Annotated in this window: 21 protein-coding genes; 5 read left to right on the top strand and 16 right to left on the bottom strand. The window is 51.1% G+C overall.

Annotated elements, in window-relative coordinates; all coding sequences use genetic code 11:
• Window positions 1-64: 64 nt before the first annotated feature.
• From NST37_RS10005 to NST37_RS09990, 4 genes are all read right to left on the bottom strand, one after another.
• Complete coding sequence (locus tag NST37_RS10005) at window positions 65-2617, bottom strand: EAL domain-containing protein (protein ID WP_081607726.1); 2553 nt, start codon at window positions 2615-2617, stop codon at window positions 65-67.
• 71 nt (window positions 2618-2688) lie between these two features.
• Window positions 2689-3618, bottom strand: a complete 930-nt coding sequence (locus tag NST37_RS10000) for a GGDEF domain-containing protein (protein ID WP_003387427.1) — start codon at window positions 3616-3618, stop codon at window positions 2689-2691.
• A 206-nt stretch (window positions 3619-3824) separates the two neighbouring features.
• The gene (locus NST37_RS09995) at window positions 3825-6251 is read right to left on the bottom strand and encodes an EAL domain-containing protein (RefSeq protein WP_339186625.1); all 2427 of its coding nucleotides are present in this window, start codon (window positions 6249-6251) and stop codon (window positions 3825-3827) included.
• A 117-nt stretch (window positions 6252-6368) separates the two neighbouring features.
• Window positions 6369-6713, bottom strand: a complete 345-nt coding sequence (locus tag NST37_RS09990) for a carboxymuconolactone decarboxylase family protein (protein WP_003387429.1) — start codon at window positions 6711-6713, stop codon at window positions 6369-6371.
• Between the two features lie 124 nt (window positions 6714-6837).
• Between NST37_RS09990 and uvsE the strand changes: the two genes are divergently transcribed.
• Window positions 6838-7764, top strand: a complete 927-nt coding sequence (gene uvsE, locus NST37_RS09985) for a UV DNA damage repair endonuclease UvsE (RefSeq protein ID WP_171506775.1) — start codon at window positions 6838-6840, stop codon at window positions 7762-7764.
• 348 nt (window positions 7765-8112) lie between these two features.
• Here the strand turns inward: uvsE and NST37_RS09980 are convergent, their stop codons facing one another.
• The gene (locus NST37_RS09980; protein ID WP_339186623.1) at window positions 8113-8673 is read right to left on the bottom strand and encodes a hypothetical protein; all 561 of its coding nucleotides are present in this window, start codon (window positions 8671-8673) and stop codon (window positions 8113-8115) included.
• 334 nt (window positions 8674-9007) lie between these two features.
• Between NST37_RS09980 and hutH the strand changes: the two genes are divergently transcribed.
• Window positions 9008-10519, top strand: a complete 1512-nt coding sequence (hutH, locus tag NST37_RS09975) for a histidine ammonia-lyase (protein ID WP_339186622.1) — start codon at window positions 9008-9010, stop codon at window positions 10517-10519.
• A 94-nt stretch (window positions 10520-10613) separates the two neighbouring features.
• Window positions 10614-11030, top strand: a complete 417-nt coding sequence (locus NST37_RS09970) for a thiol-disulfide oxidoreductase DCC family protein (RefSeq protein WP_003387433.1) — start codon at window positions 10614-10616, stop codon at window positions 11028-11030.
• Between the two features lie 43 nt (window positions 11031-11073).
• On the opposite strand, the gene NST37_RS09965 is transcribed toward NST37_RS09970, so the two are convergent.
• The 10 genes from NST37_RS09965 to NST37_RS09920 all read right to left on the bottom strand — a co-directional run bounded on the left by NST37_RS09965 (window position 11074) and on the right by NST37_RS09920 (window position 18949).
• Entirely contained in the window at window positions 11074-11583 is a 510-nt protein-coding gene (locus NST37_RS09965; protein ID WP_003387434.1) for an acyl-CoA thioesterase, read from the bottom strand.
• 110 nt (window positions 11584-11693) lie between these two features.
• Entirely contained in the window at window positions 11694-12467 is a 774-nt protein-coding gene (locus tag NST37_RS09960; RefSeq protein WP_251237701.1) for a DUF3109 family protein, read from the bottom strand.
• Entirely contained in the window at window positions 12464-12784 is a 321-nt protein-coding gene (locus tag NST37_RS09955) for a hypothetical protein (protein ID WP_003387437.1), read from the bottom strand. Before NST37_RS09955 ends, NST37_RS09960 begins: the two co-directional genes overlap by 4 nt.
• Before the next feature lie 100 nt (window positions 12785-12884).
• Window positions 12885-13169, bottom strand: coding sequence for a 4a-hydroxytetrahydrobiopterin dehydratase (locus NST37_RS09950; protein WP_003387438.1), 285 nt, complete (start codon window positions 13167-13169; stop codon window positions 12885-12887).
• 88 nt (window positions 13170-13257) lie between these two features.
• Window positions 13258-13995 (bottom strand): class I SAM-dependent methyltransferase, encoded by a 738-nt coding sequence (locus tag NST37_RS09945; RefSeq protein WP_024985137.1) that lies wholly within the window; start codon window positions 13993-13995, stop codon window positions 13258-13260.
• Window positions 13996-14098: 103 nt separating this feature from the next.
• Entirely contained in the window at window positions 14099-15811 is a 1713-nt protein-coding gene (locus NST37_RS09940; RefSeq protein WP_003387440.1) for a hypothetical protein, read from the bottom strand.
• 113 nt (window positions 15812-15924) lie between these two features.
• Window positions 15925-16611, bottom strand: a complete 687-nt coding sequence (locus NST37_RS09935) for a deoxynucleoside kinase (protein WP_003387441.1) — start codon at window positions 16609-16611, stop codon at window positions 15925-15927.
• Window positions 16612-16656: 45 nt separating this feature from the next.
• Window positions 16657-17292 carry a deoxynucleoside kinase gene (locus NST37_RS09930; protein WP_024985136.1) on the bottom strand — a complete coding sequence of 212 codons (636 nt, stop codon included), beginning with the start codon at window positions 17290-17292 and terminating at the stop codon, window positions 16657-16659.
• Between the two features lie 290 nt (window positions 17293-17582).
• Window positions 17583-18656: a spore photoproduct lyase gene (gene splB / locus NST37_RS09925; RefSeq protein WP_031931744.1), complete on the bottom strand. Its 1074-nt coding sequence runs from the start codon at window positions 18654-18656 to the stop codon at window positions 17583-17585.
• A gap of 83 nt (window positions 18657-18739) precedes the next feature.
• Entirely contained in the window at window positions 18740-18949 is a 210-nt protein-coding gene (locus tag NST37_RS09920) for a hypothetical protein (protein ID WP_003387444.1), read from the bottom strand.
• A 142-nt stretch (window positions 18950-19091) separates the two neighbouring features.
• Here NST37_RS09920 and NST37_RS09915 point away from each other — a divergent pair, with 142 nt between their 5' ends.
• A complete protein-coding gene (locus NST37_RS09915; protein ID WP_003387446.1) occupies window positions 19092-19607 on the top strand; it encodes a sigma-70 family RNA polymerase sigma factor in 516 nt (171 codons plus the stop codon).
• 1 nt (window position 19608) lies between these two features.
• Window positions 19609-21039: a DUF4179 domain-containing protein gene (locus NST37_RS09910; protein ID WP_327955969.1), complete on the top strand. Its 1431-nt coding sequence runs from the start codon at window positions 19609-19611 to the stop codon at window positions 21037-21039.
• A 134-nt stretch (window positions 21040-21173) separates the two neighbouring features.
• Here the strand turns inward: NST37_RS09910 and thiD are convergent, their stop codons facing one another.
• On the bottom strand, window positions 21174-21968 hold the full coding sequence (thiD, locus tag NST37_RS09905; protein WP_003387448.1) for a bifunctional hydroxymethylpyrimidine kinase/phosphomethylpyrimidine kinase: 795 nt from the start codon (window positions 21966-21968) through the stop codon (window positions 21174-21176).
• Window positions 21969-22016: the final 48 nt, after the last annotated feature.

Raw genomic sequence — 22016 nt, 5'->3', positions numbered from 1 at the left:
TCCCTATACTCCAATTGAAACGATTACTACGAGTATACATGGAGTTCAGAAAAATGGCACGAGTTCAATTGTTCACGACAGTCTGCTTCTTCAAAAGTTCCTCCGCCTGCTTGGCCGGCACCGGCTTGCTGAACAGATATCCCTGCATTTCGTCACACCCTCGCTCTGCAAGGAACTGCCGCTGTTCCTCCGTTTCCACCCCTTCTCCCAGCACCTGCAGCCCCAGGCTGTGCGCCATCACGATAATCGAGGAAGCGATCGCCGCATCATCTGCTCGGCTCGGGATTCCCCGGATAAACGACTGGTCGATCTTCAAACGCTTGATCGGGAAATGTTTGAGGTAACTGAGCGATGAATAGCCTGTTCCAAAATCATCCATGGATACTTGAATGCCTACCTTATGCAACTCCCGGAAGGTCTCAATGACGCGGTCGACGCTGTGCATTGCAATGCTCTCCGTAATTTCCAGCTCAAGGCATTCCGCAGCAAGGCCGCTCGTTTCCAAAACGCTCTTTACCTTGTCTACGATCTCTTCCTGATAAAACTGTGCCGCCGATAGATTGACAGCCACGCGGACCTTGGGCGCCCCCGCTTCCTGCCAGCTTTTATTTTGCCGGCAAGCCGTCTCCAGAACCCACTCCCCAATCGGAATAATCAATCCCGTTTCCTCGGCCAGCGGGATAAACACTCCCGGAGAAATCACTCCCTGCTCCGGATGATTCCAGCGGATCAACGCCTCCATCCCTACAATCCTGCCCGTTTTTGTCTCAATCTGCGGCTGGTAGTAGAGCTCGAGCTCGTTGCGTTCCAATGCATGGTGAAGGGCATTTTCCAAGGCGAGGCGCTCCGGGGTAAGGGTATTCATCTCTTCTTTGTACAATTGGTAGTGATTGCCGCCAAGACGCTTTGCTTTGTACATCGCAACATCGGCAAGCTTGATCAGCGTTTGGGGATCTGTCCCGTCCTTTGGAAAAAGACTAACCCCGATGCTGACCGTCGTAAACAGTTCATGCCCATTGATGAAAAAAGGCTGGGACATCTCTGCGATAAGCGATGAGGATATGCGCATGACTGTATTGACATGGTCTATTTCTGAAAGCATGATGACAAATTCATCTCCGCCAAAACGGGCAACGCTATACTTTCCTTCTATGCACTTCTGAATCCGCTCGGCAGCGCTTTTCAGCAGCTCATCTCCGATCCCGTGACCCAAGGAATCGTTAATTGTTTTAAACCGGTCAAGATCCACAAACAAAACCGCGCCCAGCATTTTTTTCTCCCGAGCCTCTCTAATCGCTTCAGCCAACTGCTTCTCCAGCAAAAAACGGTTTGGCAGGTCGGTAATGTTGTCGAAGAAAGCGAGCTTCTCAATGGTCTCCTCCGCTTTTTTGCTGTCCGTGATGTCCCGAAAGGCCGTTACAGCTCCGATCACCTGATTGTCCTCGATAATGGGAGAGGTGATATAGGCCACAGGAAAGGAAGAGCGGTCTTTTCGGAAAAACATCGCGTCTTCTACACGCCGTTTCTTTCCGTTTGCGAGTACCTGCAAAATGGGACTTGTCTCGTATGCAACCGCTCCGTCGCAGGGTGGCTTGTACTGGGCAATCCAGCGGATATCCCGGCCGAGCAACTCTTCCTTCATCCAGGACAGCAAGCGTTCCGCCTCCGGATTGACAAATGTGATGCTGCCCGCGCGGTCGACGACGATGACTCCTTCTCCAAGCGTGTTCGTGATCGTTTTCAACTGCTTTTCACTTTTGCTCAATGCGAGCTCTGCCTCGCGACGGCGGCGAAAGGGCTCTTCGATCGTGGAGACATAGATCGCCTTCATAATGGTGTAGTACCCGCAAAATTTGAATACATGCCCCATGATGGTATACCAGTCATCTCCAGTCTGATTCTGGGTGAAGACGAGACCGCCGAGCATGAGATAAACAGAGGCAGTGGCAAATCTCAGCATAGTCGGGTTTTTGTCTCGGCGATAAAGCAGCGCAAAAAGAACGGCCCCGGCGAGGTTGAAGAACGAAGCTGCATATTCCATTCCTGCCTTCAGCAAAGTCACTTCCTGCTGCTCTGTGATAAGAAGCGGCAGGCGCTCCGATTGCGTGCCGAGCCATGTAAAAATGAGAATGAGAAGCAGAATCACGAAGCTGAATACGGGCTTTCTTTGATATACGCTGATCTCCTTGTCCTTGGTCGATAAAATGACGAGGATAAAGATTGAACAAATGAAACGGGACAAAACCCAACACCACGTCGCTTTCTGAACGGAGCTTTCGCCTCCAAAAAAAGACAGCCCTTGGTAATTGATCGTGTGCTGCAAATCCAACACGCCGACAACCAGGAACAGGGCGCCGATCAAAAGGCGATGACGGGACATCGTCACTGGAAACAGCATCCATCCCTGAAACGCAATCGAAATGGCCACCATAATGCTGAAAAACTCGAGCATGCGGTACAACGATTGAACTTCTTCAGACGTCATCGTCATAGAAAAAGGTATCTCCACCAGGGAAACCAGTATAAACAAGGCGATAGCCAGAACGGCATACACCATCGTCTTCCTCTCAATATCAACTGGCCATACATCGGCCGATTTCTTTACCTGTTGTTGCATACCTTCACCCCAATACCAAACCTGCGCTATACTTGCGATTCCTGTTCACGTTTCACATCCGTGAAAAAAGACTACTTTCTTTTCCCCTTTTCCTGATACATCGAAAAGTCTGCCCGTTTAAGCAGTGCTTTCAGGTCACCCCCGTCATCCGGGTATATACTGATTCCGGTACTGCCCGAAACCGCAATCTCGGTCTGATCAATGATAAAGGGCGACTCGAGTAAGCGAATGAGATCATCTGCCACTTTTTCTGCTTCCCGCTTTGAAGAAAGGTTCGGAAGCAAAATGTTAAACTCATCCCCTGCCATCCGGGAGACCGTTACTCCCTCCTGAAAATGACCCTGAAGACGTTTGGCGACTGCTTGGATTAATTGGTCCCCTACATCATGCCCGAATGTGTCGTTAACGTGTTTAAAGCCGTTTAAATCGAGAAAGAGCAGCGCGAAAAAAGTATGCTCCTTCTGAGCCACTCTGATCTGTTCCTCTACTTTCTGCTGAAACAGCAATCGATTCGGCAGTCCGGTCAGGTAGTCATGATACGCATAGTACTTGATTTTTTCCTGGTGCTTCTTCTGTTCCGTAATATCACTGAAAGCCGCCGTATAGTACTGAATGTCGCCATTCTCCCCACGAACGGCACGTATGCTGATGTATTCAAGAAACAGCTCGCCAGTCTTGCGCCGATTCCAGATCTCGCCTTGAAATTCTCCTTCTTTGGTCAATTTGTCCCACATTCTTTGATAAAAATGCGGATGATGACGCCCGGAGCTTAAAAGACGCGGATTTTTTCCTACGATCTCTTCTTTGGAGAAGCCTGTCACCTCACAAAAAGCTTGATTGACGAGCAAGACCGTTCCATTCGCATTGGTTAAAAGAAGTGGATTTGGCGCTGTTTCAAAAGCAATCGCTACGAGATATAATAGCTCCTCATCCTGCCGGATCGTGCTGATCGATTTCCGGCCCGTCTCGAACCCACCCGGCCATTTCTGGTCACCTTTCATGCTCCCCCTCCTTTCTCTCTCGAACATAATCTGTGTATATGGTCTCGATCATCAGATGGGCCGACAGCTTGACTGTTTCTTTTTTCCTATTCCCTCTTTCCTCCCGAACATAACCTATCTTCACAAAAATACCAAATTTCGACAATAACCTACACGATATTGTCAAATTCTCAGAAAAGCGAACTGGCATAAAAATAGCCTGGCATCTAGCTGATACCAGGCTTCGAGAACTTTTCTTTCAAATAGCTTTCCATATCTTCCTTTGTCAGCGGATGGCTGAAGAAAAATCCTTGTACCTCCTCACACATCTGCTCCTGCAAAAAATCGAGCTCGTCTGAAGTCTCTACCCCTTCAGCGATTACGTGCAAATCCAGATTTTTGGCCATCGAGATGATCGTCGCGACGATTGCTCTATTGCCTGGACTTTTTTTCAGGTCACGAATAAAGGAGCGATCGATTTTCAGCCTGTCCAACGGAAAATCTTTCAGGTAGGAGAGAGAGCTGTAGCCTGTCCCGAAATCATCGATTGCAATGTGCACTCCCAGTTTTTTCAAATCATAGAGGGTTTGCGTCGCCCGCTGCACGTCGATCATCGTACTTTCTGTTACTTCCAGCTCTAAATATTCGGGTTGCATGCCGGTCTCCCGCAAAATTCCCTCAACTGTCTGAACAAAATCCTTTTTTAAAAATTGACGGGCGGACAAATTGACGGCAACGCGAACCGGCGCATACCCCATTTCCTGCCATTCTCTGTTTTGTTTGCACGCTGTCCGCAGGACCCATTCCCCTATTGGAACAATCAGCCCCGTTTCTTCTGCAATCGTAATAAACTGATCCGGAGGAATAACGCCACGCTTCGGATGATTCCATCTGACGAGCGCCTCCATACCTGACAATTTCTTGTTTGTGACATTGACTTGCGGCTGGTAATAGACCAGCAATTCGTTGCGAACCAAAGCGCGATTCAGTTCGTTTTGCAGGTACATCCTCTCCGATGCCGCCTTCTGCATATGGGCCGAGTATTTGTGACAGGCGTTTTTGCCTCGTTCCTTGGCCGAGTACATGGCAGTATCTGCCGTCTTCATCAATGTCTGATAGTCATTCCCGTCCTCTGGAAAACGCGAGATTCCGATACTGGTCGTAATATACAGCTCATGCCCCTCGATCAAAAAGGGCTGCTCGATGATCCGGATCAATTGATCCGCCATCTGTATCAGCTCGCTCTCTGGCACCTCCGGCATCAAGACAATAAATTCATCGCCGCCGAGTCGCCCTACGATACCCGATTCTCCGACGCAGTTGACGATCCGATGCGTCGCTTCTCGCAAAAGCAGATCGCCAAAGTCATGTCCCAAAGAGTCATTGATCAGCTTAAAGCGGTCCAAGTCGAGAAACATCACAGTGACAGTCTGTTCACGATTCTTTGCATTCCGGATCGCTTTTTCAAGCTGTTCTTCGATAAATCGCCGGTTGGGCAAACCCGTCAATGCATCGTGGTAAGCCAGGTAATTGATTTTGGATTCAGCCTGCCTTTGCTCGGTTACATCGCGGGCAATAAAAAACACGCCTGCCGCCTCTCCGTCTATGATAATGGGAACATTGGTCATATGCAGGATGACTTGCTTTTCCGGCTCGGGATACAGCTTTACCTCGTATGTATTGGCTCCTCCGAGAACGGCCTGCAAAAAATGTTTCCGAATCATCTCCGTATCCGCTTGGTCACACATGTCCACGAAGTCTGAAAGCGAAAGCAACTCCCTGCCCGTCAGCTCCTTGGCAGCAGGATTCATGCCAATCAATTGGCCGTTCACACCATACGATATGACACCATCCCGGTTGTACTCGAACAACGATTTGTACCGCTGGTCGCTCTCCATCATCCGCAATGTCTTGGTCATCAAGAGCTTTTCTACATATACCGATAACAGCGTAATCCCGAGTATGATCAGAGTTGCTATCCCGATCGCATAAGCCAGCCAGATCGTGCTGACAGCCGAGGATGGCGACGGATGATGATTGCCATGCGTTACAAACGAGGTGGCTAGCATACCTGTGTAGTGCATTCCAGCAACTGCCGCCCCCATCACCATGCCAGCCAGTATTTTCAGTCCTATTCCGCGGACGTCTCCTGCTTTTCGCAAACGATACGTAATCATCAGCGCAACAGCAGATACGAGGACAGCAACGAGGATGGAGATCGCGAACAAAACCGGATCGTAAACGATTTGCGCATCCAACCTCATCGCGCTCATCCCGACGTAGTGCATCAAGGCTATCCCTGTTCCCATGAACAGCGAGCCGATTGCCAGCCGTTTTTTGGACATGTGTTTGCTGCTGACCACATACAAGGCGATACCTGATGCGCACATCGCAAATAGGATGGAAATCAAAACGATCCAGAAATCGTAATCAACATGAATCGACAGATGCAGAGCAAGCATTGCGATAAAATGCATTGCCCAGATTCCCAATCCCATCGCGCCTGCTCCGGCCATTAGCCAAATTCTCTGAATGTTTCCCCGAGAATGACTGACGCGTCCACCGAGATCCAATGCCGTGTAGGAAGCCAAAACAGCGATAAAATAGGACAGGATGACTAAACCAATGCTGTACGATTGTGATAACGTATTCATAAATACCCCTCGAGCACGGATGAAATGACTTCCTCATCTTATAGCTTTTTCCTCCCTATCGCAATATAAGAAAAAGCAGCCCTTCCCCAAATACCAGGAAGGGCTGCAAAGGGATGTTTACTGAATCCCCTGATTCTTTTCCTCCATTACTTCCTGGATCAAAATGACACCGTGAGAGAGTGTCGTTCCTCCGCCAAACGCCCCTGCAACTGCGACCGTTTCCGCGATTTCCTGCTTGGATACGCCTTCTTCCAACAACGCTTCCAGGTGAAACACGATGCAGTGTTCATTTCCGGCGTACAAGGCAATCGCCAAGGCTGCCAGGTGTTTCTGCTTGGAAGACAGCGTACCGGAAGAAAAACACTTGCTGGTGAAATCGTTATACGCCTGCAGTGCGTCCGGCATCATTTGGCCAAATGCCTGCAGACCTTCTCGATACTGTTCCGCTAAATAATGCTCCATGGTCGTCTCCTCCTGATGGAATATCGCTGTTAGCTTCCCACCAAAAGGAAACGCTCATGCACGCCCGCAAGCTCGTTTCGGGGAAATACTAGGAGTAAGCCTAAACCGAAATGGAGGGTTCCGGATGATACGACTTGGGTATGCATGCATCCGTCTGGACAGCCCGAACAATCCCAATAAGAAAACGACGGTAGCTCAGGTTCAAAAGCTCTCGCCGGATGCGAGACTAAAAAAGCTGAGGCAAGTTTTGCAAACCAACTTTTTTAACCTGATGGACCTGCTTGCTTACAATGTAGAGAATCGTATTTTTCTCTACCGGCTCCCTTCCGAGTTCGTGCCGCTGGCCACCCACAAGGTTACGGAGGATTGGGATTGGGCCAAGGAGTTTAGCTGGGATTTCGACAAGGCCGGTGCCTATATAAAAAAGCACGGCATCCGCATGACCTCGCATCCTGGCCACTACAGTATTTTGAATACAGACAATCCGAAAGTGCTGAAAGCAACGATTGCGGATTTCTCCTACCATGCCCGCGTTTTCGATCTGATGGGCCTCGACGACAACTCCGTCCTGGTTACCCATGTAGGCGGTGTCTACAACGACAAAGAAGCCTCGCTTCGACGCTTCGCCGATCAGTTCGAGCTGCTCCCAGAGAACGTAAAGCGCAGGCTGGTCGTAGAGAATGATGACACCTCCTTTTCCATGATCGACGTGCTGACACTCTGTGAGCGGATTGGCATCCCGATGGTACTGGATGTCCATCACCACGACTGTCTCAACAATGGCGAAGATCTGTTTGAATACATTCCCCGAATACTCAAAACGTGGGGCACGCGAACTCCGAAGATGCACTTTTCCTCTCCAAAATCGGAAAGCGATTTTCGTTCCCATGCAGATAAGATCGATCCGGTGAAGTTCATCGAATGGGTCACAAGGCTCAGCGACTACGACATCGATGTGATGCTCGAATGCAAAAATAAAGATGACGCTCTTCGCACATTGCGGCGGGACATGCAAAAGGCGGGCATTTCACCCGAAGGTCTGCCTGTTTGAGAAAGCAACAACCTCTGCCCGCAGGCTTATGCATAAAAAAATGACGCTGCTCACAGCAAGCAGCGTCATTGCGTATGCTGTTATTGACAACATGGTCCGCCACAATTGCATGCGGAGGAAGAGGAACCATGTCCTGACCTTCCATATCTGGAGGAACCGTATTTGGAGGAACTGTAGCCGGAGGATCCATAATCGGAGGAACCGCTGCCAGAACAACCGCAGCCGGAGGAACTGCTCCCTGAGTCATGCTGCGGATAGCAGCTGTCGTAGTAGTAGCGCATTCTCTTTTTATGATGATCGTAAAAGCGGTAGTACGTATTGTATTTTTTGCGGTGATGACGGTACTGTTCACATTTTTGCTTGTAGTGATGCATACGCTCCATATGCATTCTGTACTTGAACAGGAGCATTTCGAGGTCTGCATGAGCCCCGGACTTTGGTCTGCGTTCCCTTCTCCTCGGCGGAGCTGGCGGTCTGCGGTTTGACGGTCTTTTCGGGAAGGGTCTGTTTGGTGATGGCATATTCGGAGACGGCATGTTCGGCGATGGCATCATCCGATAAGGCCTGTTTGGTCTTGGCATGTTCGGTGACGGCATGTTTGGCGATGGCATCATCCGATAAGGCCTGTTTGGTCTTGGCACCGCCCGATACGGCATATTTGGCGATGGCATATTCGGCGATAGATTCGGTGATGGCACGTTTCGCGATGGCATATTTGGCGACGGCATGATCGGAGACAGGTTCGGTGATGGAATGTTTGGTGATACATTTGGCGACGGCAAATTCGGTGAAGGTTTGGGCATCTCTTTGGGCCTGCGTGAAGGCATCGGCAACGCTGGAGGCATAGGTGGCATATTTCGGCGTCTTTCCAAACTCACACGTCCTTTCTAGTGAAATAGCACAGTACATGGTATGACATTCACCCGTCTAGAGAAACCGCACTTGCCCATATTTCAAAAAAATAAGCGCCCTTTTTTGGTTTGGGCAGGAAAACGCATTCTGCCGGGTGAAAGAATATGATACGGATGATAACGTTTTCACTTGACAGCTCATAAACTAGTATTACAATAGGGAATAGAAAAAATCATCTGAATAATAAGCAGACGGAAGCGGGGAAAAAAATGCAGAACTTGGCGCTTACTCGTTTTGTTAATTTCATACCCGCATGGGAAGAGGGGCTAGGATAACAATCCTAGCCCCTCTTCCTTTTTGTCCTCTGCTATGCTAAAGGAGGAAAATACTCATGAATCAACGCACAATTTCTATCCGTCTGGACGGACAAAAGCTGACCATTGAACAAGTAGCTGCCATTGCCAGGAAATTCGAGCAGATCGAACTGACGCCGGAAGCCGTTGAAAAAATCCGCAAATCCCGCTCGATGGTTGAACAAATGGTTCAAAACCAACAGGTCGTTTATGGGATTACGACTGGTTTTGGCAAGTTCTCCGACGTAGTGATTCCTCAAGAAGACGTCAGCCAGTTGCAGGAAAATCTGATCATGAGCCATGCGTGTGGAATAGGCGATCCCTATCCGACCGAGGTGGTCCGTGCGATGATGGCCCTGCGGATCAATGCACTGGCCAAGGGATACTCCGGCATCCGGGAAGAGACGATCAACCTGCTGATCGAAATGTGCAACCGCGGCGTCCATCCGATCATCCCGCAGCAGGGCTCTCTGGGAGCAAGCGGCGATCTGGCTCCCCTCTCCCATATGGTGCTCGTCATGCTCGGGAAAGGAGAAGCGGAGGTAAACGGCACAAGAATGCCCGGCAAAGCCGCCTTGGAGAGCGCTGGCTTATCCCCTATTCGGCTGGAGGCAAAAGAAGGTCTGGCATTGATCAACGGTACGCAGGCGATGACCGCTCTCCTTTGCCTGGCTGTGGCTGATGCTCATGCGCTGATCGAAAATGCCGATGTCATCGCCGCCATGACCGTGGAAGCGTTGCACGGGATTCCAAAAGCGTTTGATCCACAGCTTCACCTCGTCCGCGCCCATCCCGGCCAACAGGAATCAGCTCGCAAGCTGCTTGCCCATCTCGCAGGAAGCGAACGGACGACAGCGCAAGGGGAGCTCCGCGTGCAAGATGCCTACAGCCTCCGATGCGTCCCGCAGGTGCATGGCGCTACACGCGATGCCTGGGAGTATGTACGTGCTGCTGTAACCAGAGAGTGCAACAGTGTAACCGACAATCCCATTCTCTTCGCCGAGACCGGCGATGTTATTTCCGGAGGGAATTTCCACGGTCAGCCGATGGCATTGGCAGCCGACTTTTTGGCCATAGCAATAGCTGAGCTTGCCAATATTTCCGAGCGGCGGACCGAGCGTCTGGTCAACCCGCAATTAAGCGGACTCCCCGGTTTTTTAACGGAAAAAGGCGGCCTGCATTCCGGATTTATGATCACGCAATATGCCGCTGCTTCTATCGTTTCGGAGAACAAGGTGCTGTGCCATCCGGCTTCCGTCGATTCTATCCCTTCCTCTGCCAATCAGGAGGATCACGTAAGCATGGGAACGACGGCGGCCCGCAAGCTGAGAACCGTCATCGCCAACTCCATGAAGGTACTCGCCATCGAATATTTGGCGGCTGCGCAAGCAATCGAATTTGGCAAAGGAAAATTGGGAATCGGCACGGAGAAAGCTTATGCCAAGCTTCGTGAGGTCATACCGCCACTCTCCGAAGACCGGGAAATGCATGTGGACATGGCAAAAGCGGCAGAGCTCTTGGCAAGCGGCTGTCTCGTCCCTGAAATTTGATTGCTTCAACGTTTTCCTCCCTTGACCCGGCGGACCTTCCTGGTATGATGGAGGTAACATTGCCAGATTTCATGCTCAACAGGAGGCGTCCGCCATGTCTACTGCTTCCCATCCAGACACAATCCTGTTATTCGACGGCGTCTGCAATTTCTGCAACGGCGCTGTCCGCTTTATCATCCCGCGTGATCCGGCGGGGCGGATTCACTTCGCCTCACTGCAGTCAGAGACAGGCCAAAGCTTGCTGGAGCAGTATGGACTGGCGACTCACGACCTGTCATCTGTCGTACTGATCGACCAGGGAACCGTGTACGTCTATTCTGATGCAATCCTGCGCGTTGGCCGGCTTTTGCGCGGAGCCTGGCCGATTTTCTCAGCGATCGGCTTTTTCTTCCCAAGGCTTGTCAGGGATAGACTGTATCGGTTCATCGCTCGCAACCGCTATCGCTGGTTCGGCCGGTCGACCGTATGTCTGCTCCCCACAGCCGAAATACGAGCACGCTTTTTGGACTGAAAAAGAGGCATGCCTTATGGCATCGCCTCTTCTTGTTTTAACCTTATATATTCTTTGTAATATTTAATTGGCTGACAAATGCTTCCGTGCTCCGTTTCCGCTCTTTGCGCATGTTTTTGCGCTCCTCTGCCGTTTCAAACAGATAGCGTTCCTCGTCGGTTTCCGGGATGATGGGCGGTACTGGAGTCGGCTTGCCGTCTTCACCGAGCGCTACGAACGTGAGAAAAGAGGTAGCGGTCAAGGTTCGCTCCCCTGTTCGCAAATTTTCCGAGATGATTTTAACAAATACCTCCATCGATGTTTTTCCCGTGGAGGAGATGATCGCTTCCAGACAGATGGAATGGCCCATTTTTACGGGAGTAAGAAAATCGATCGAATCAATCGACGCCGTGACAACGGGACGGCGGGAATGCCTCATCGCCGCAATGGCAGCCACTTCGTCAATATAGGCCATCATTTTCCCTCCAAACATCGTGCCGTGAAAGTTGGTGTCTGAAGGTTGTACGAGGGAAGCCTGAATCGTACGGGATTCTTTTGTCGTCTTCGCGTTCATCACTGTTGCTCCTTTGCCAATCTACTTATCTGACCTAGCCATCATACCACATCGTTACTAGAGGATGTTCAAAAACTCTCGGAAACATACGCGGGGAATTGCTCTTGCCCCTATGTGACGAGATTTTCCTGCTCGCTGATGTATCCCAAGAGCTCCAGCGACTGGGCTGTATCCGGGCCCAGCAGCGCATGCAGCAACGGCAGATTCCATAAATAGGCCGGCTTATAGCCCGTTAGCGAAAACAGATTCTCATCCAAATGTACTGCTGCTTTCCGCCGTTCTATGCTTGCACAGTAGAAATGCTCCAAATAATCGGTGCCCCATCTGGAGAAAGAAGCCGTTTCCTCGGTCAAAGCGGTCAGAAGTATTATTTCGCCCGTATCAATGACCTCTAATGGGTAAAGCTGGCAGCTAAACGGCTTGAGTGAAACAACATCCACTCCCGACTTCTCGGCGTATGCGTGAATGGAGCACCCGTACCTTCCGTTCATCTCTTTATAGAACAGGCAGTTCCCGTGGTCCATCCGGATCGTGCCCAGACCATAGTGTTTGTCCCAGATCCCTTCGGCAGCCCATCCTCGCTGCTCCCGCTCGCTCCAGAATTGGCTTGCGATCGCATCCGATTCCCGCTCCAGCAGATCGGCCTGCTGGTTTTCTACGGCATAGGGTTGTCCGCCTTCACAGCAAGTCTCCCGGTGAACGAGACGGCAATTTTCGCAATCCAAGTGAAATGGCGTCAAGAGCGCCGGCAGATCGAGCAGAACCTTTCCCATTTGTTTCATCGCAGCGCGATGCTTCCTGATGTACTTTTTGCAGGCGTACACCTCTCGTTCATTCATCTTTTCCGGTGTACCCAGGTAGCGATAGAGACCTCTGCCATTCATTTGGACAAGATGAGCTCCGCTTCCGTTCCGAAGATAGAGAGACGCCCCTCGGCAAATACCGCCAGATTGTCTTCATCCGCAGGGATCTCCATCAAAATTTCTACGGTTCCTTCTGTATCGGACTCCAGGACGATCAGCAAATCCTTCTCTCCAAATTCGTTGTCCGTCAGCTTCCACGAGGCAAGTGTGCCTTGCAGCTGAGTCACCTCTTCATCTTCGCTGTCCGAGTCCCACTGTGTAAATTGCGCCTGAATCTGTCCTTTGGCATAATGCTCTTCGATCAAGCCGAGAAGTTGATCGTGTTTATGGATGTCCATGGAAAAATCCCTCCACTTTGTTCTTTTTCCTCTATGATAACAGACAGATGCGCTTGCACAAAAAAAGCCGCCTCGTCCGAACAAGGCGGGAATCCCCTCTTCAGCTTACCTTGCTGATCGTCTGTGCCAGGGCAAAGTCTTTCCCGGTCAAACCGTGCGCTTCTCTCGTCGTCACCGTAAAGGTCACTGTCGATTGACGAATCAGGATTTCGACATGGTGACTATCCTGGTCAAGCAATTCCGCTACACGATTGACAAAGCTGACGGCAGTGGAGAAATCGCGGCACTGATACGTACGGGACAGCGCCATCCGATCCTCCATCAGTCTCCAGCCGGGCACTTTGTTCAAATACAACTTCACTTGTTCAAGCGAAAGCTTGCTCACTCAGCGCACCCCCATCATCGATGAATGACATCGTTTTCACCATCATATTCACCTTGATAGCGGGTTAGTCACGCTTATCCGCGACGTCCTATTTTTTGACTGCGAAAAAGATCATCCGAGGCGAGTCAGCCGCTTGATACGGTTCAAACTGGTAATTGCCAAACGTCTGAATGTTGACAAAGCCAGCTTTCTGCAGCATTGCGGTCATCTCCTCAACCGTAAAGAGGCGGACCTGCTCCTGGTAGACTCTCGTTTCCGCTGCGCCTTTATCCTTAACGACGATCCGCTTCTTCACAAATCCTGCTTCCAGCCACCGCTCCTCCTCGATCAGCAGTCCGCCGACTTCCTTTTCGGAGTGCGGTACGAGATTGGCCTCTACAAACGCGGGATTCAAGTAGTCGATGACCACCTCTCCCCCCGATTTCAGGGCAAGGGCCATGTTTTGAACGACCTGCGCATTTTCCTCGTCCGAAGAGAAATACCCGAAGCTGGTAAACAGATTGACCACGATATCGAACTCTTCCCGAAACGGTATATGTCGCATGTCATATTGGTAAAAATGCAGATTAGGGAGAATCTTTTGCTCATTGGCGAGCTGAAGCAGGACGTTTGATAAATCTACCCCGACAACTTCATACCCGCGTCGGGCCAGTGCACGCGAATGACGTCCGCTCCCGCAACAAAGATCAAGAACTCTTCCGGATCGCTTGATGGGCAAACGCTCCAGGAGGTTGGCTATCTCTTTATCAGCTGACGCGTCATCCCTGTGTTTGTACACCAACACGTAGTCCTCGCGAAAGCTTCGTTCAAACCATTCTTCTGCCATGTCTGTGCTCCTTTTTCCTTCCAAGATGCACCTATTATACCACAGCCTATTTTGATCAGAAGCCGTTTTCCGCGACAGAAATGTGCAGGAAGGGCAGCCGTCTTCACCGCTGTCGCGAATACACAGCATTGCCCTCTGCCGCGGACAATCGGATGTCACCCTCGGCCAAATCGAGCGGTTCCCAACGCTTCCTTCGATCATCCCAGATTTGATACCGCAAACCGTCATTCGTTACAAGATACGGTCCAAACGGCATCACTTCCGCACGGGTCACATGCAGCTCCCGCTGTCTCCCTCCGATTTGCCACCATGTATACGTCCCGGCTTCCTCGTCACTCTTTCGCTTTAAGACAGCCTGGCTGTGGTCATTGGCCCAGACAACCTCGCCTTCGGCCGTCCAGGATTTGCCCTTGCGCGATACAAAGACGGTTTTGTTTTCCGTAGGACCCGGTATTGTGTAATAAATGCCGTCTTTTCGTACCCTGATCGGAAAGGCTGGCAGCTTCTCCCGAGGGTGAAGCAATGCCTCTCCCAACGACTCCGTTTTCTCCAGTACGAGATCATGGAGGCGATACGTTCGTTTTTCCACCCGATACAAATTTTTGTCGCCCGCTGGACGCACGAGCACGATATAGAGATAGCCATCCACATCGTCTACAGCCATTTCCAGCGCAATCGACCCGGTCGACGTCTCATCGAAAAGCGGCGTTTTTTCTCCCGTAGCCAAATGATACACTGTTCCAAGCTTCTCTTCGACATAGAGAAATCTCCCTGCATCCAGCCAATCGATTGTCGCATGGGAGAGTCCGCTGCCTTCCAGCATCGGCTCGATCAATAGCGGATCACGTCCTCTCTGCTCCAAAACGAGGGCAACCTGTCTATCTCCCCGTCTGCTCTTGCTTCGCCCTCTGTCAATCACGCCGAGATAGCTTTCGCGGTCAGGAGAGAGTATCAATCGGTCGTAAAAGGAGTCATAGGGACTAAAACCGACCACCTCGCTGTCAGGGTAGGAGAGCCAGGACAACGGCTGTTTTTTGTATAATGCCACATAGCGATACTCTTCGGGCAGATAGTTCCCGCTTTGCGAATGGAATTGCGTCAAGTCCAGCGCCGCCCGATTGACCCTTCGCACATCAAGAGACATCGTCCGATCATCCAGCCAGACTGCCGGGTAGCCGTTGACTGACCGTCCCGCTTCTTCCTTCCTGATCATAGGCTCTGAAAATCGCAGCAGAATCGTTCCCAATCCTTCCGTTATGTACAAGGATCGGGATTCTCTGCTCTCCGGAAGCATGAGCACCGCTCCCTCTGCCTTGCCGGGCTGAATGGTAAGAGCAAGGGGGGCCATTCTTCGGAGAGTGATCGTCGGAATATTCCCAAAACGAAACCCGAACTCGTCTTTGATTTCCGAAAAGGTCATCGTCAATTGATAATTGCCTCGTGACACCTCGCGGACGGACGTGCTGTACTTCACATCGCCGATAAGCTCCACTTGGGAAAGGAAGCTTTCCGCTGCCTCCAAGGATTGGTTCGTTGTCACATCAATATGTATAAAGGCTTCTTTTTTATGCAGTCCAAGTTGAATCGGCTGTTTTGGCATCTTGCCTCGTTCAAACTCGGCTATCCGAAAGCTGGCCTGATCGTCTTGCTGTCCAATCAATAATCGCTGAAAAGCTTGCTCAAAGGCATACGTTTCTCCGGCCGTGACGGAATTCAACGTTTTCTCCATCATTTGCGACCGGTAGAAGGCAGTAATAATCCAGATGGAAGCCAGGCAAACCGATCCGAGGGTAACAATCAGCATCCACCGCTTCACTTGAACGCCCCCTGAATAAACACGCTTTTCTCCATGATATCATAAACCTTTGTGTCCGATCAGATAAAAGCCCCTTTGCTGACGAGAGTTCCTATCATCAAAGGGGCATGGCATTAGCGGTGGAAGGACCGCCCGAGTCTGATTTTTTCTGCTACCCGGGACAGTACAACTTCGACGGAAGACGAATCTTCTACGACGTCGTATTCATTGATGTTGATCCGAAGAACCGGACAGGTCGAAAACGAGGAGATCCACTTTTCATAGCGGTTGTACAAATCCAGCCAGTAATCGGTCGGCGTCTGCTGCTCCATCGGACGGCCGCGTTCCTGGACGCGGTCCAGAATGTCGTCAAAGCTTCCTTCCAAATAGATCAGGATGTCCGGGTGCGGAAAATACGGAGTCATGACCATCGCTTCGAACAGTTGCGTATACGTTTGGTAATCCTCTTCCGTCATGTGCCCTTGCTCGTACAGCATCCTGGCGAAAATGCCGGTGTCCTCGTAAATAGAGCGATCCTGCACAAAACCGCCCCCGTATTCAAACATCCGCTTTTGCTCTTTAAACCGCTCTGCGAGGAAAAATACCTGCAGATGGAAGCCCCAGCGGGACAGATCTTCATAAAATTTCCCCAGATACGGGTTGTTGTCCACTTTTTCCACGGATACCCGAAAGCCGAGCAGATCGGCCAAAGCATATGTAAAGGTGGACTTTCCGACACCTACCGTTCCCCCGATCGTAATGACAGCGTTGCTAGGTATCCCGTACTTTTCTCTCAAATCACTGTTTTTAAACCCAGACATGAACGTAACTCCTTCTAAAATGATCAGGCCGTGCGCATGGAAAGATTAAGCCCCCTGGAGCGAACGGATATATGGTTCGATTTGCTTCAGAACATGCTGCAGATCTTCCGGCTTATGTACAAAATCAAGCTCGTCGCACTGAAACTTGATTACGGGCGTATCTGGATGGCGTCTTTCAAACGCTTCCATAAATTCATTGTAATCAGCGATCAGATTTTTCATATAGCCTACATCCATTTTGCGTTCCACATCGCGATCGCGCATCTCGATACGCTTCATCACCGTATCGATCGATGCTGTCATGTAGATGACCAGATTCGCCTGTGGCAAGCCTTCCGTAAGGATATCATAAATCTTCAGATACTTGGGCAGGTTCTCCTCATCCAATGTCCGCTTGGCAAAAATGGTGTTTTTAAAAATATTGTAATCTGCCACTGCCGATATCCCCTGTTTCAGATAGTCCCGGTGCAAATCCTGCAATTGCTTGTACCGGTTGCAAAGAAAAAACATCTCCAGCTGAAAGCTCCATTCGGCAATGTTTTCATAAAACTTTCCCAGAAACGGATTTTCATACACGATCTCTTCCAGCAGTTTCAGATCAAAGGCTTTGCTGAGTTCACGGGACAGCGACGTTTTGCCAATGCCAATCGGTCCCTCGATAGTTACAAATACGGGCTTCATAATTGTCACAACAAATCCTTTCCCAGATATGAGAGCCTCCATATTGTAGCATGGACATGTCAATTTTGTCGAAAAGATTCGGATAATGTCAGGCGCAGAAAACTGTGCCGCTTGAGGCTTTGCGCAGAACATTTGCACCTGATTACGACAAGTCTTCCTCTCCGAAATGTGCTCGCAGCTTGGCTGTTGTCCGCAGGAATCCGTTCGACCAAGAAAACCGCTCAGCATGGGGGCTGGCGGTTCATTGTTTTACGGTCTATCGATCAAAAATTTTTTTGTTCATCTCGTTCTCACGTAAAATACTCGATTTTCGCTTGCGGGAAAAGGCGGGTGATTTCCTTTTCCAAATGCTCACGGAGCGCTTTTGCCTGCACGTCCGGATAAACGTATTTGCCTTTCCCGTATTTGCCCCATTTGTACTTGCGCTCTTCCTCGTTCATTTCCAGCTTTGTCTTCGGATAGCGCTGCAGGATCAGCTTCTTGGCCACCTTGGTGAAGCGGTGCTGGATCAGTTCGAACGTAAGGTCTTCCATCGCCTCCGGCACCAGCTGTTCCCGCAGACGTTCCAGCAAGTCGGTATATCCTTCTTCCCATCCCTCAAACCAGTACAGCGGCGCGAGAATGAAGCCGAGCGGATACCCCGCTTCGGCCACTTTTCCCGCCGCTTCAAGGCGCTGGGCGAATGTGGAAGTCCCCGGTTCAAAGTGCTTGATGACGTAATCAGCGTTCATGCTGAAGCGAAAGCGGGTGTGTTTGTTGTGGGCGGCGTCCAGCAGGGAGTCCACGTGATGGAACTTGGTTACGAAACGAAGCCGTCCCAGCGGCTGCTTCCCCATGAACTCAATCGCTCTCCGCAAATTTCCGGTGATATGCTCGATACTGACCGGGTCCGAGGTGCAAGCCGCCTCAAACCGGGTAATTTCCGGCTCCCGTTCGCGAATGTAGGCTTCCGCCTGCCGGAGTATGTCGTCTGTATTGACATATACGCGGATATACGGCTTTGTGCCGATATTTGTGTTCAAATAACAGTAATGGCAGTGCGCGGCACATCCTGTAGCCAGCGGGATGGCGTATTCGGCAGACGGCTTGGACTGCTCGAATTTGAGCGTCTTGCGCACGCCCACGACCAGCGTCCGCTTCGCATTGCGATACTGCTCCACGTCCGTTTCTCCGGGAATCCCGCGGACCTGGTTGTGGCTGGTCGTCATTCGGATCGGGATGCCCTGCTCCTGATACCGCTGATAAAGCTCTTTCCCTAACGGATAATGGAGTGCGTCGGGCTCGAAGAAAACAAAATCAGGCAGAAACAGCTTTGACTCTTTATTCGCAACTGTTTCCGGTTTTTCTGTAAGCGTCGTCGCCATGTCGATCCCCCCAGAGATAGTATCTCCGAACCCGAGCGAGGGGTTCGATGGAGGAAAATGGCTGTCGCTGTCCTGATGATCAGCTACAGGCGGTTTTTAAACTGGTGAAGCCACTCCAACGCCTGATCCCTCTGCTTCTCGGGTACCTGCAGCACATAGACGTGCCCCGTTCGCTGCGTTTTCCGTGACAAGAGGCGGACACGAATGCCCTTCATTTCCAAGTAGTGCCTGCACTCATTCGCCATTCTTGGCAAACCGTACGACTCATGAATCGTCACCCATTTGATCCACATCCCCGTTTTGACCGTCCTCTCTAGGTGCTATACGATACGATAAGCGAAAAGAAGGCGTCCGGTTCCCCCCAGACAAGGAGAAAAATGCGATTTTGAAAACCGTTTCTTCCCCGTCGCCGTCTAATAAGAAGGAGGGGTGAGCGTGAATCTGGAACAACTCGTCTCGTCTGCCCAGCAGGGGGATGATGACGCCTTTTACAAACTGATGCAGACACATAAAGAAAAGCTGTACAGAGTCGCATACGCTTTCTTTCGCAATGAAACCGACGCCCTGGAGGCTCTGCAGGAAGTCACATGCCGTGCTTATCTCAAGCTGCCCAAGCTCAAGCAGCCGGCCTATGTCTCCACGTGGCTGACGAGGATCATGATCCATGTCTGTGTGGATGAGCAAAAACGAAAAAAACGGTCGCTGGCAAGTGATATGGGCAGCGATGCGCCAATTCGGGATGACACGGATACAACCGACCTGCGGCTTGAGCTGGAAGACGCGATTTCCCGGCTGACAGGCATGCATCGACAGGTCATTATTTTAAAGTACTTCGAAGACTTGACCATACGCGAAATCGCCGCCCTGCTCGACCATCCCGAGGGAACGATCAAGACATGGCTTCACAAGGCGTTGGGCGCGTTGCGCAAAGATTTGGGAAAAGGTTGGTGAGATGATGAATCGACGCGAAGAAACGGACGCTTTTTTCTCAGGAGAAGAGTCGGAATCGCGCCCCGGCGAGGATCGGATCGAGCAACAATTAACAGAGAAGAAGGTACAGTACGAAAAGACTCAGGCTCCTCCGGAGGCAGACGCCTTTATTCTGGCCGGTATGACCCAAGCAAAGGGGCAGTTGCGGAAGCATCAGCGTATATGGCGCATCCGCTGGTCGCTCATTGCCGCGTGCTCCCTTGTTGCGGGCTTGTTGTTCACGATCCGCCTCTCCCCCGCCTTCGCGGCTTATGTGAGCGATATTCCCGGAATGGAGCCGATCGTAAATTTGGTCCAGGCGAAGAAAGGCTTGGAAAGGGCTGCGAAGCACGGGCTGGCACAAGAAATTGGCGCATTTGCGGAAGCGGATAACGTCAGCTTCACGATTGATCGGGTAATCGGGGATCAAAGGCGGATGCTGCTGCTGTATACGATCAGGCACAGGGAACCAGGGCATGTCGTTCGATTGGAGGGCATCGATATTACGGATGACAAGGGCAACCAAATACCGCTCAGCTACTCGCTGTCCAGCGGGAGCTTTAAACCTGTCAGCCATGCGCAGGAAGCGATTGAGATATACCCGACGGATGAAAGTCTGCCGCTCCCGGATCATCTGGTTGTAAAGGCAACGATCTACGTGGATGCCCTGCCAATGGATACTCCGATCAGCGTAACTGTCCCCATCGACAAGTCCAGGTATGCCGACCTGAAAGAAAAAATATACCCGGTCAACCAGACGATTACTGTCGACGGACAAAAACTGACGGTTTCGCAGGTCGCCGTTTACCCTACCCAGGCGGAAGTCACGGTTCGGTTCGCTCCCGAAAATACAAAGCACATCTTCGGTTTCGACAATTTGCGGCTGGTGGATGAAAAGGGACAAACCTTTGCTTTTTGGGGGAATGGCATTCCTTCCCATAAAAATGGCGAGTTCGAGGTGATCTACCATCTGGAGAGCAACTATTTCGACACTCCTCAGCAACTCTATCTGAAAGCAAGCGGCATCCAGGCATTGGACAAAGACAAGCTGGTCGTGGTAATCGACGCAAAGAACAAGGTGCTATTGAAAGCGCCGGATGACAGGCTATCGCTGGAAGCGCTTAGGCAGAATGATGACGTAGTCGGCATGGACTATCACCTTCGCGTCGATGAGCAGGACTTCCACGAGTACGGCTCGCACATTTCAGAGCTGACAGACGATCTGGGAAATCGATACGAATTTGTCCAAGGGACTTCCACCCCATCAGAAACCGAAACCATTCAAAGATATGGCGTCTTGTTCAAGCGTACGGAACCGGCTCGCAAGGGCACCCCCAGCACGTACAAATTTACGCTCAACTACTACCCGACCAGATTGAAGGGGGATCTGTCCATTCCGATCGAGATAAAGTAAAGCAACAGTTGGGAACCTTTTGCACCAGCACAAAATGCCCGCAGCAGGACCCCGATGCACCCTCTTGCATCTAGGTTTTGCTGCGGGCTTTCTTGCTTTGTTTCCCCTGCCAATTGTTGCAAAATCCGTTGTTTTTATTTCACAGCCGCCCAGTGATTGGTCGGCCCATGACCGCCGCCGATCTGCGGTGCCGTTCTGATCGCTTCCACGATAAACCGGTTGGCCCGGTCCACCGCTTCGACGAGCGGCGTGCCTTTCGCCAGCTCGGCAGTAAGCGCCGCCGAAAACGTACAGCCTGTCCCATGCGTATGACGGGTCGGTACCCGTTCATGCTCCATTTCAAAAAAATCCCGGCCGTCATAGAGGATATCCACGATGGCATCCCCTTGAAGATGACCCCCTTTCATCATCACATGGCGCGGGCCCATCTGGTGGATCGCTCTAGCCGCTTCGCGCATTTGCTCCGGGGTTTCGATGCGCAGCCCGCTCAAGAACTCGGCTTCCGGCAGGTTGGGAGTGATGACCTCTGCCAGTGGAAGCAAAAAGCGCTTGAGGGCCGCAATCGCCTCATCCTGCAGCAGCTTCGCTCCCCCCTTGGCGATCATGACCGGGTCTACGACCAGCTTTTTTACGTCAAAATGGCTGATTTCCCGGGAGACTGCTTCAATGATCTCCGCGTTAAACAGCATCCCTGTCTTCGCTGCGTCCGTCCCGATATCCCGGAGCACTTCATGCATCTGCTGGGCTACCGCTTCCGTCGGCAGCGGATACACGCCTGTTACACCCAATGTATTTTGCACGGTAACCGCTGTGATAGCGCTTGTCCCGTAAACGCCGAATTGGTGGAAGGTTTTCAGATCAGCCTGAATCCCCGCTCCTCCTCCGCTGTCCGATCCTGCGATTGTCATCGCTTTTGCAAGTCGGTTCACGTCTGCTCCTCCTATCCTCTCTGTCTTCTGTTATGAGTATATCATCAG

It is taken from the genome of Brevibacillus sp. FSL K6-6036 (genome assembly GCF_037964015.1).
GTDB classification, from domain to species: domain Bacteria; phylum Bacillota; class Bacilli; order Brevibacillales; family Brevibacillaceae; genus Brevibacillus; species Brevibacillus borstelensis.
Note: the sequence above shows the minus strand (reverse complement) of the source record. Positions and strands in the feature narration are given on the sequence as shown.

Excerpts from the sequence above, each read along its gene's own strand:
- NST37_RS10005 (WP_081607726.1), bottom strand. The coding sequence starts at position 2,617 with ATGCAACAACAGGTAAAGAAATCGGCCGATGTATGGCCAGTTGATATT.
- NST37_RS10000 (WP_003387427.1), bottom strand. The coding sequence starts at position 3,618 with ATGAAAGGTGACCAGAAATGGCCGGGTGGGTTCGAGACGGGCCGGAAA.
- NST37_RS09995 (WP_339186625.1), bottom strand. The coding sequence starts at position 6,251 with ATGAATACGTTATCACAATCGTACAGCATTGGTTTAGTCATCCTGTCC.
- NST37_RS09990 (WP_003387429.1), bottom strand. The coding sequence starts at position 6,713 with ATGGAGCATTATTTAGCGGAACAGTATCGAGAAGGTCTGCAGGCATTT.
- uvsE (WP_171506775.1), top strand. The coding sequence starts at position 6,838 with ATGATACGACTTGGGTATGCATGCATCCGTCTGGACAGCCCGAACAAT.
- NST37_RS09980 (WP_339186623.1), bottom strand. The coding sequence starts at position 8,673 with ATGTACTGTGCTATTTCACTAGAAAGGACGTGTGAGTTTGGAAAGACG.
- hutH (WP_339186622.1), top strand. The coding sequence starts at position 9,008 with ATGAATCAACGCACAATTTCTATCCGTCTGGACGGACAAAAGCTGACC.
- NST37_RS09970 (WP_003387433.1), top strand. The coding sequence starts at position 10,614 with ATGTCTACTGCTTCCCATCCAGACACAATCCTGTTATTCGACGGCGTC.
- NST37_RS09965 (WP_003387434.1), bottom strand. The coding sequence starts at position 11,583 with ATGAACGCGAAGACGACAAAAGAATCCCGTACGATTCAGGCTTCCCTC.
- NST37_RS09960 (WP_251237701.1), bottom strand. The coding sequence starts at position 12,467 with ATGAATGGCAGAGGTCTCTATCGCTACCTGGGTACACCGGAAAAGATG.
- NST37_RS09955 (WP_003387437.1), bottom strand. The coding sequence starts at position 12,784 with ATGGACATCCATAAACACGATCAACTTCTCGGCTTGATCGAAGAGCAT.
- NST37_RS09945 (WP_024985137.1), bottom strand. The coding sequence starts at position 13,995 with ATGGCAGAAGAATGGTTTGAACGAAGCTTTCGCGAGGACTACGTGTTG.
- NST37_RS09935 (WP_003387441.1), bottom strand. The coding sequence starts at position 16,611 with ATGTCTGGGTTTAAAAACAGTGATTTGAGAGAAAAGTACGGGATACCT.
- NST37_RS09930 (WP_024985136.1), bottom strand. The coding sequence starts at position 17,292 with ATGAAGCCCGTATTTGTAACTATCGAGGGACCGATTGGCATTGGCAAA.
- splB (WP_031931744.1), bottom strand. The coding sequence starts at position 18,656 with ATGGCGACGACGCTTACAGAAAAACCGGAAACAGTTGCGAATAAAGAG.
- NST37_RS09920 (WP_003387444.1), bottom strand. The coding sequence starts at position 18,949 with ATGTGGATCAAATGGGTGACGATTCATGAGTCGTACGGTTTGCCAAGA.
- NST37_RS09910 (WP_327955969.1), top strand. The coding sequence starts at position 19,609 with ATGATGAATCGACGCGAAGAAACGGACGCTTTTTTCTCAGGAGAAGAG.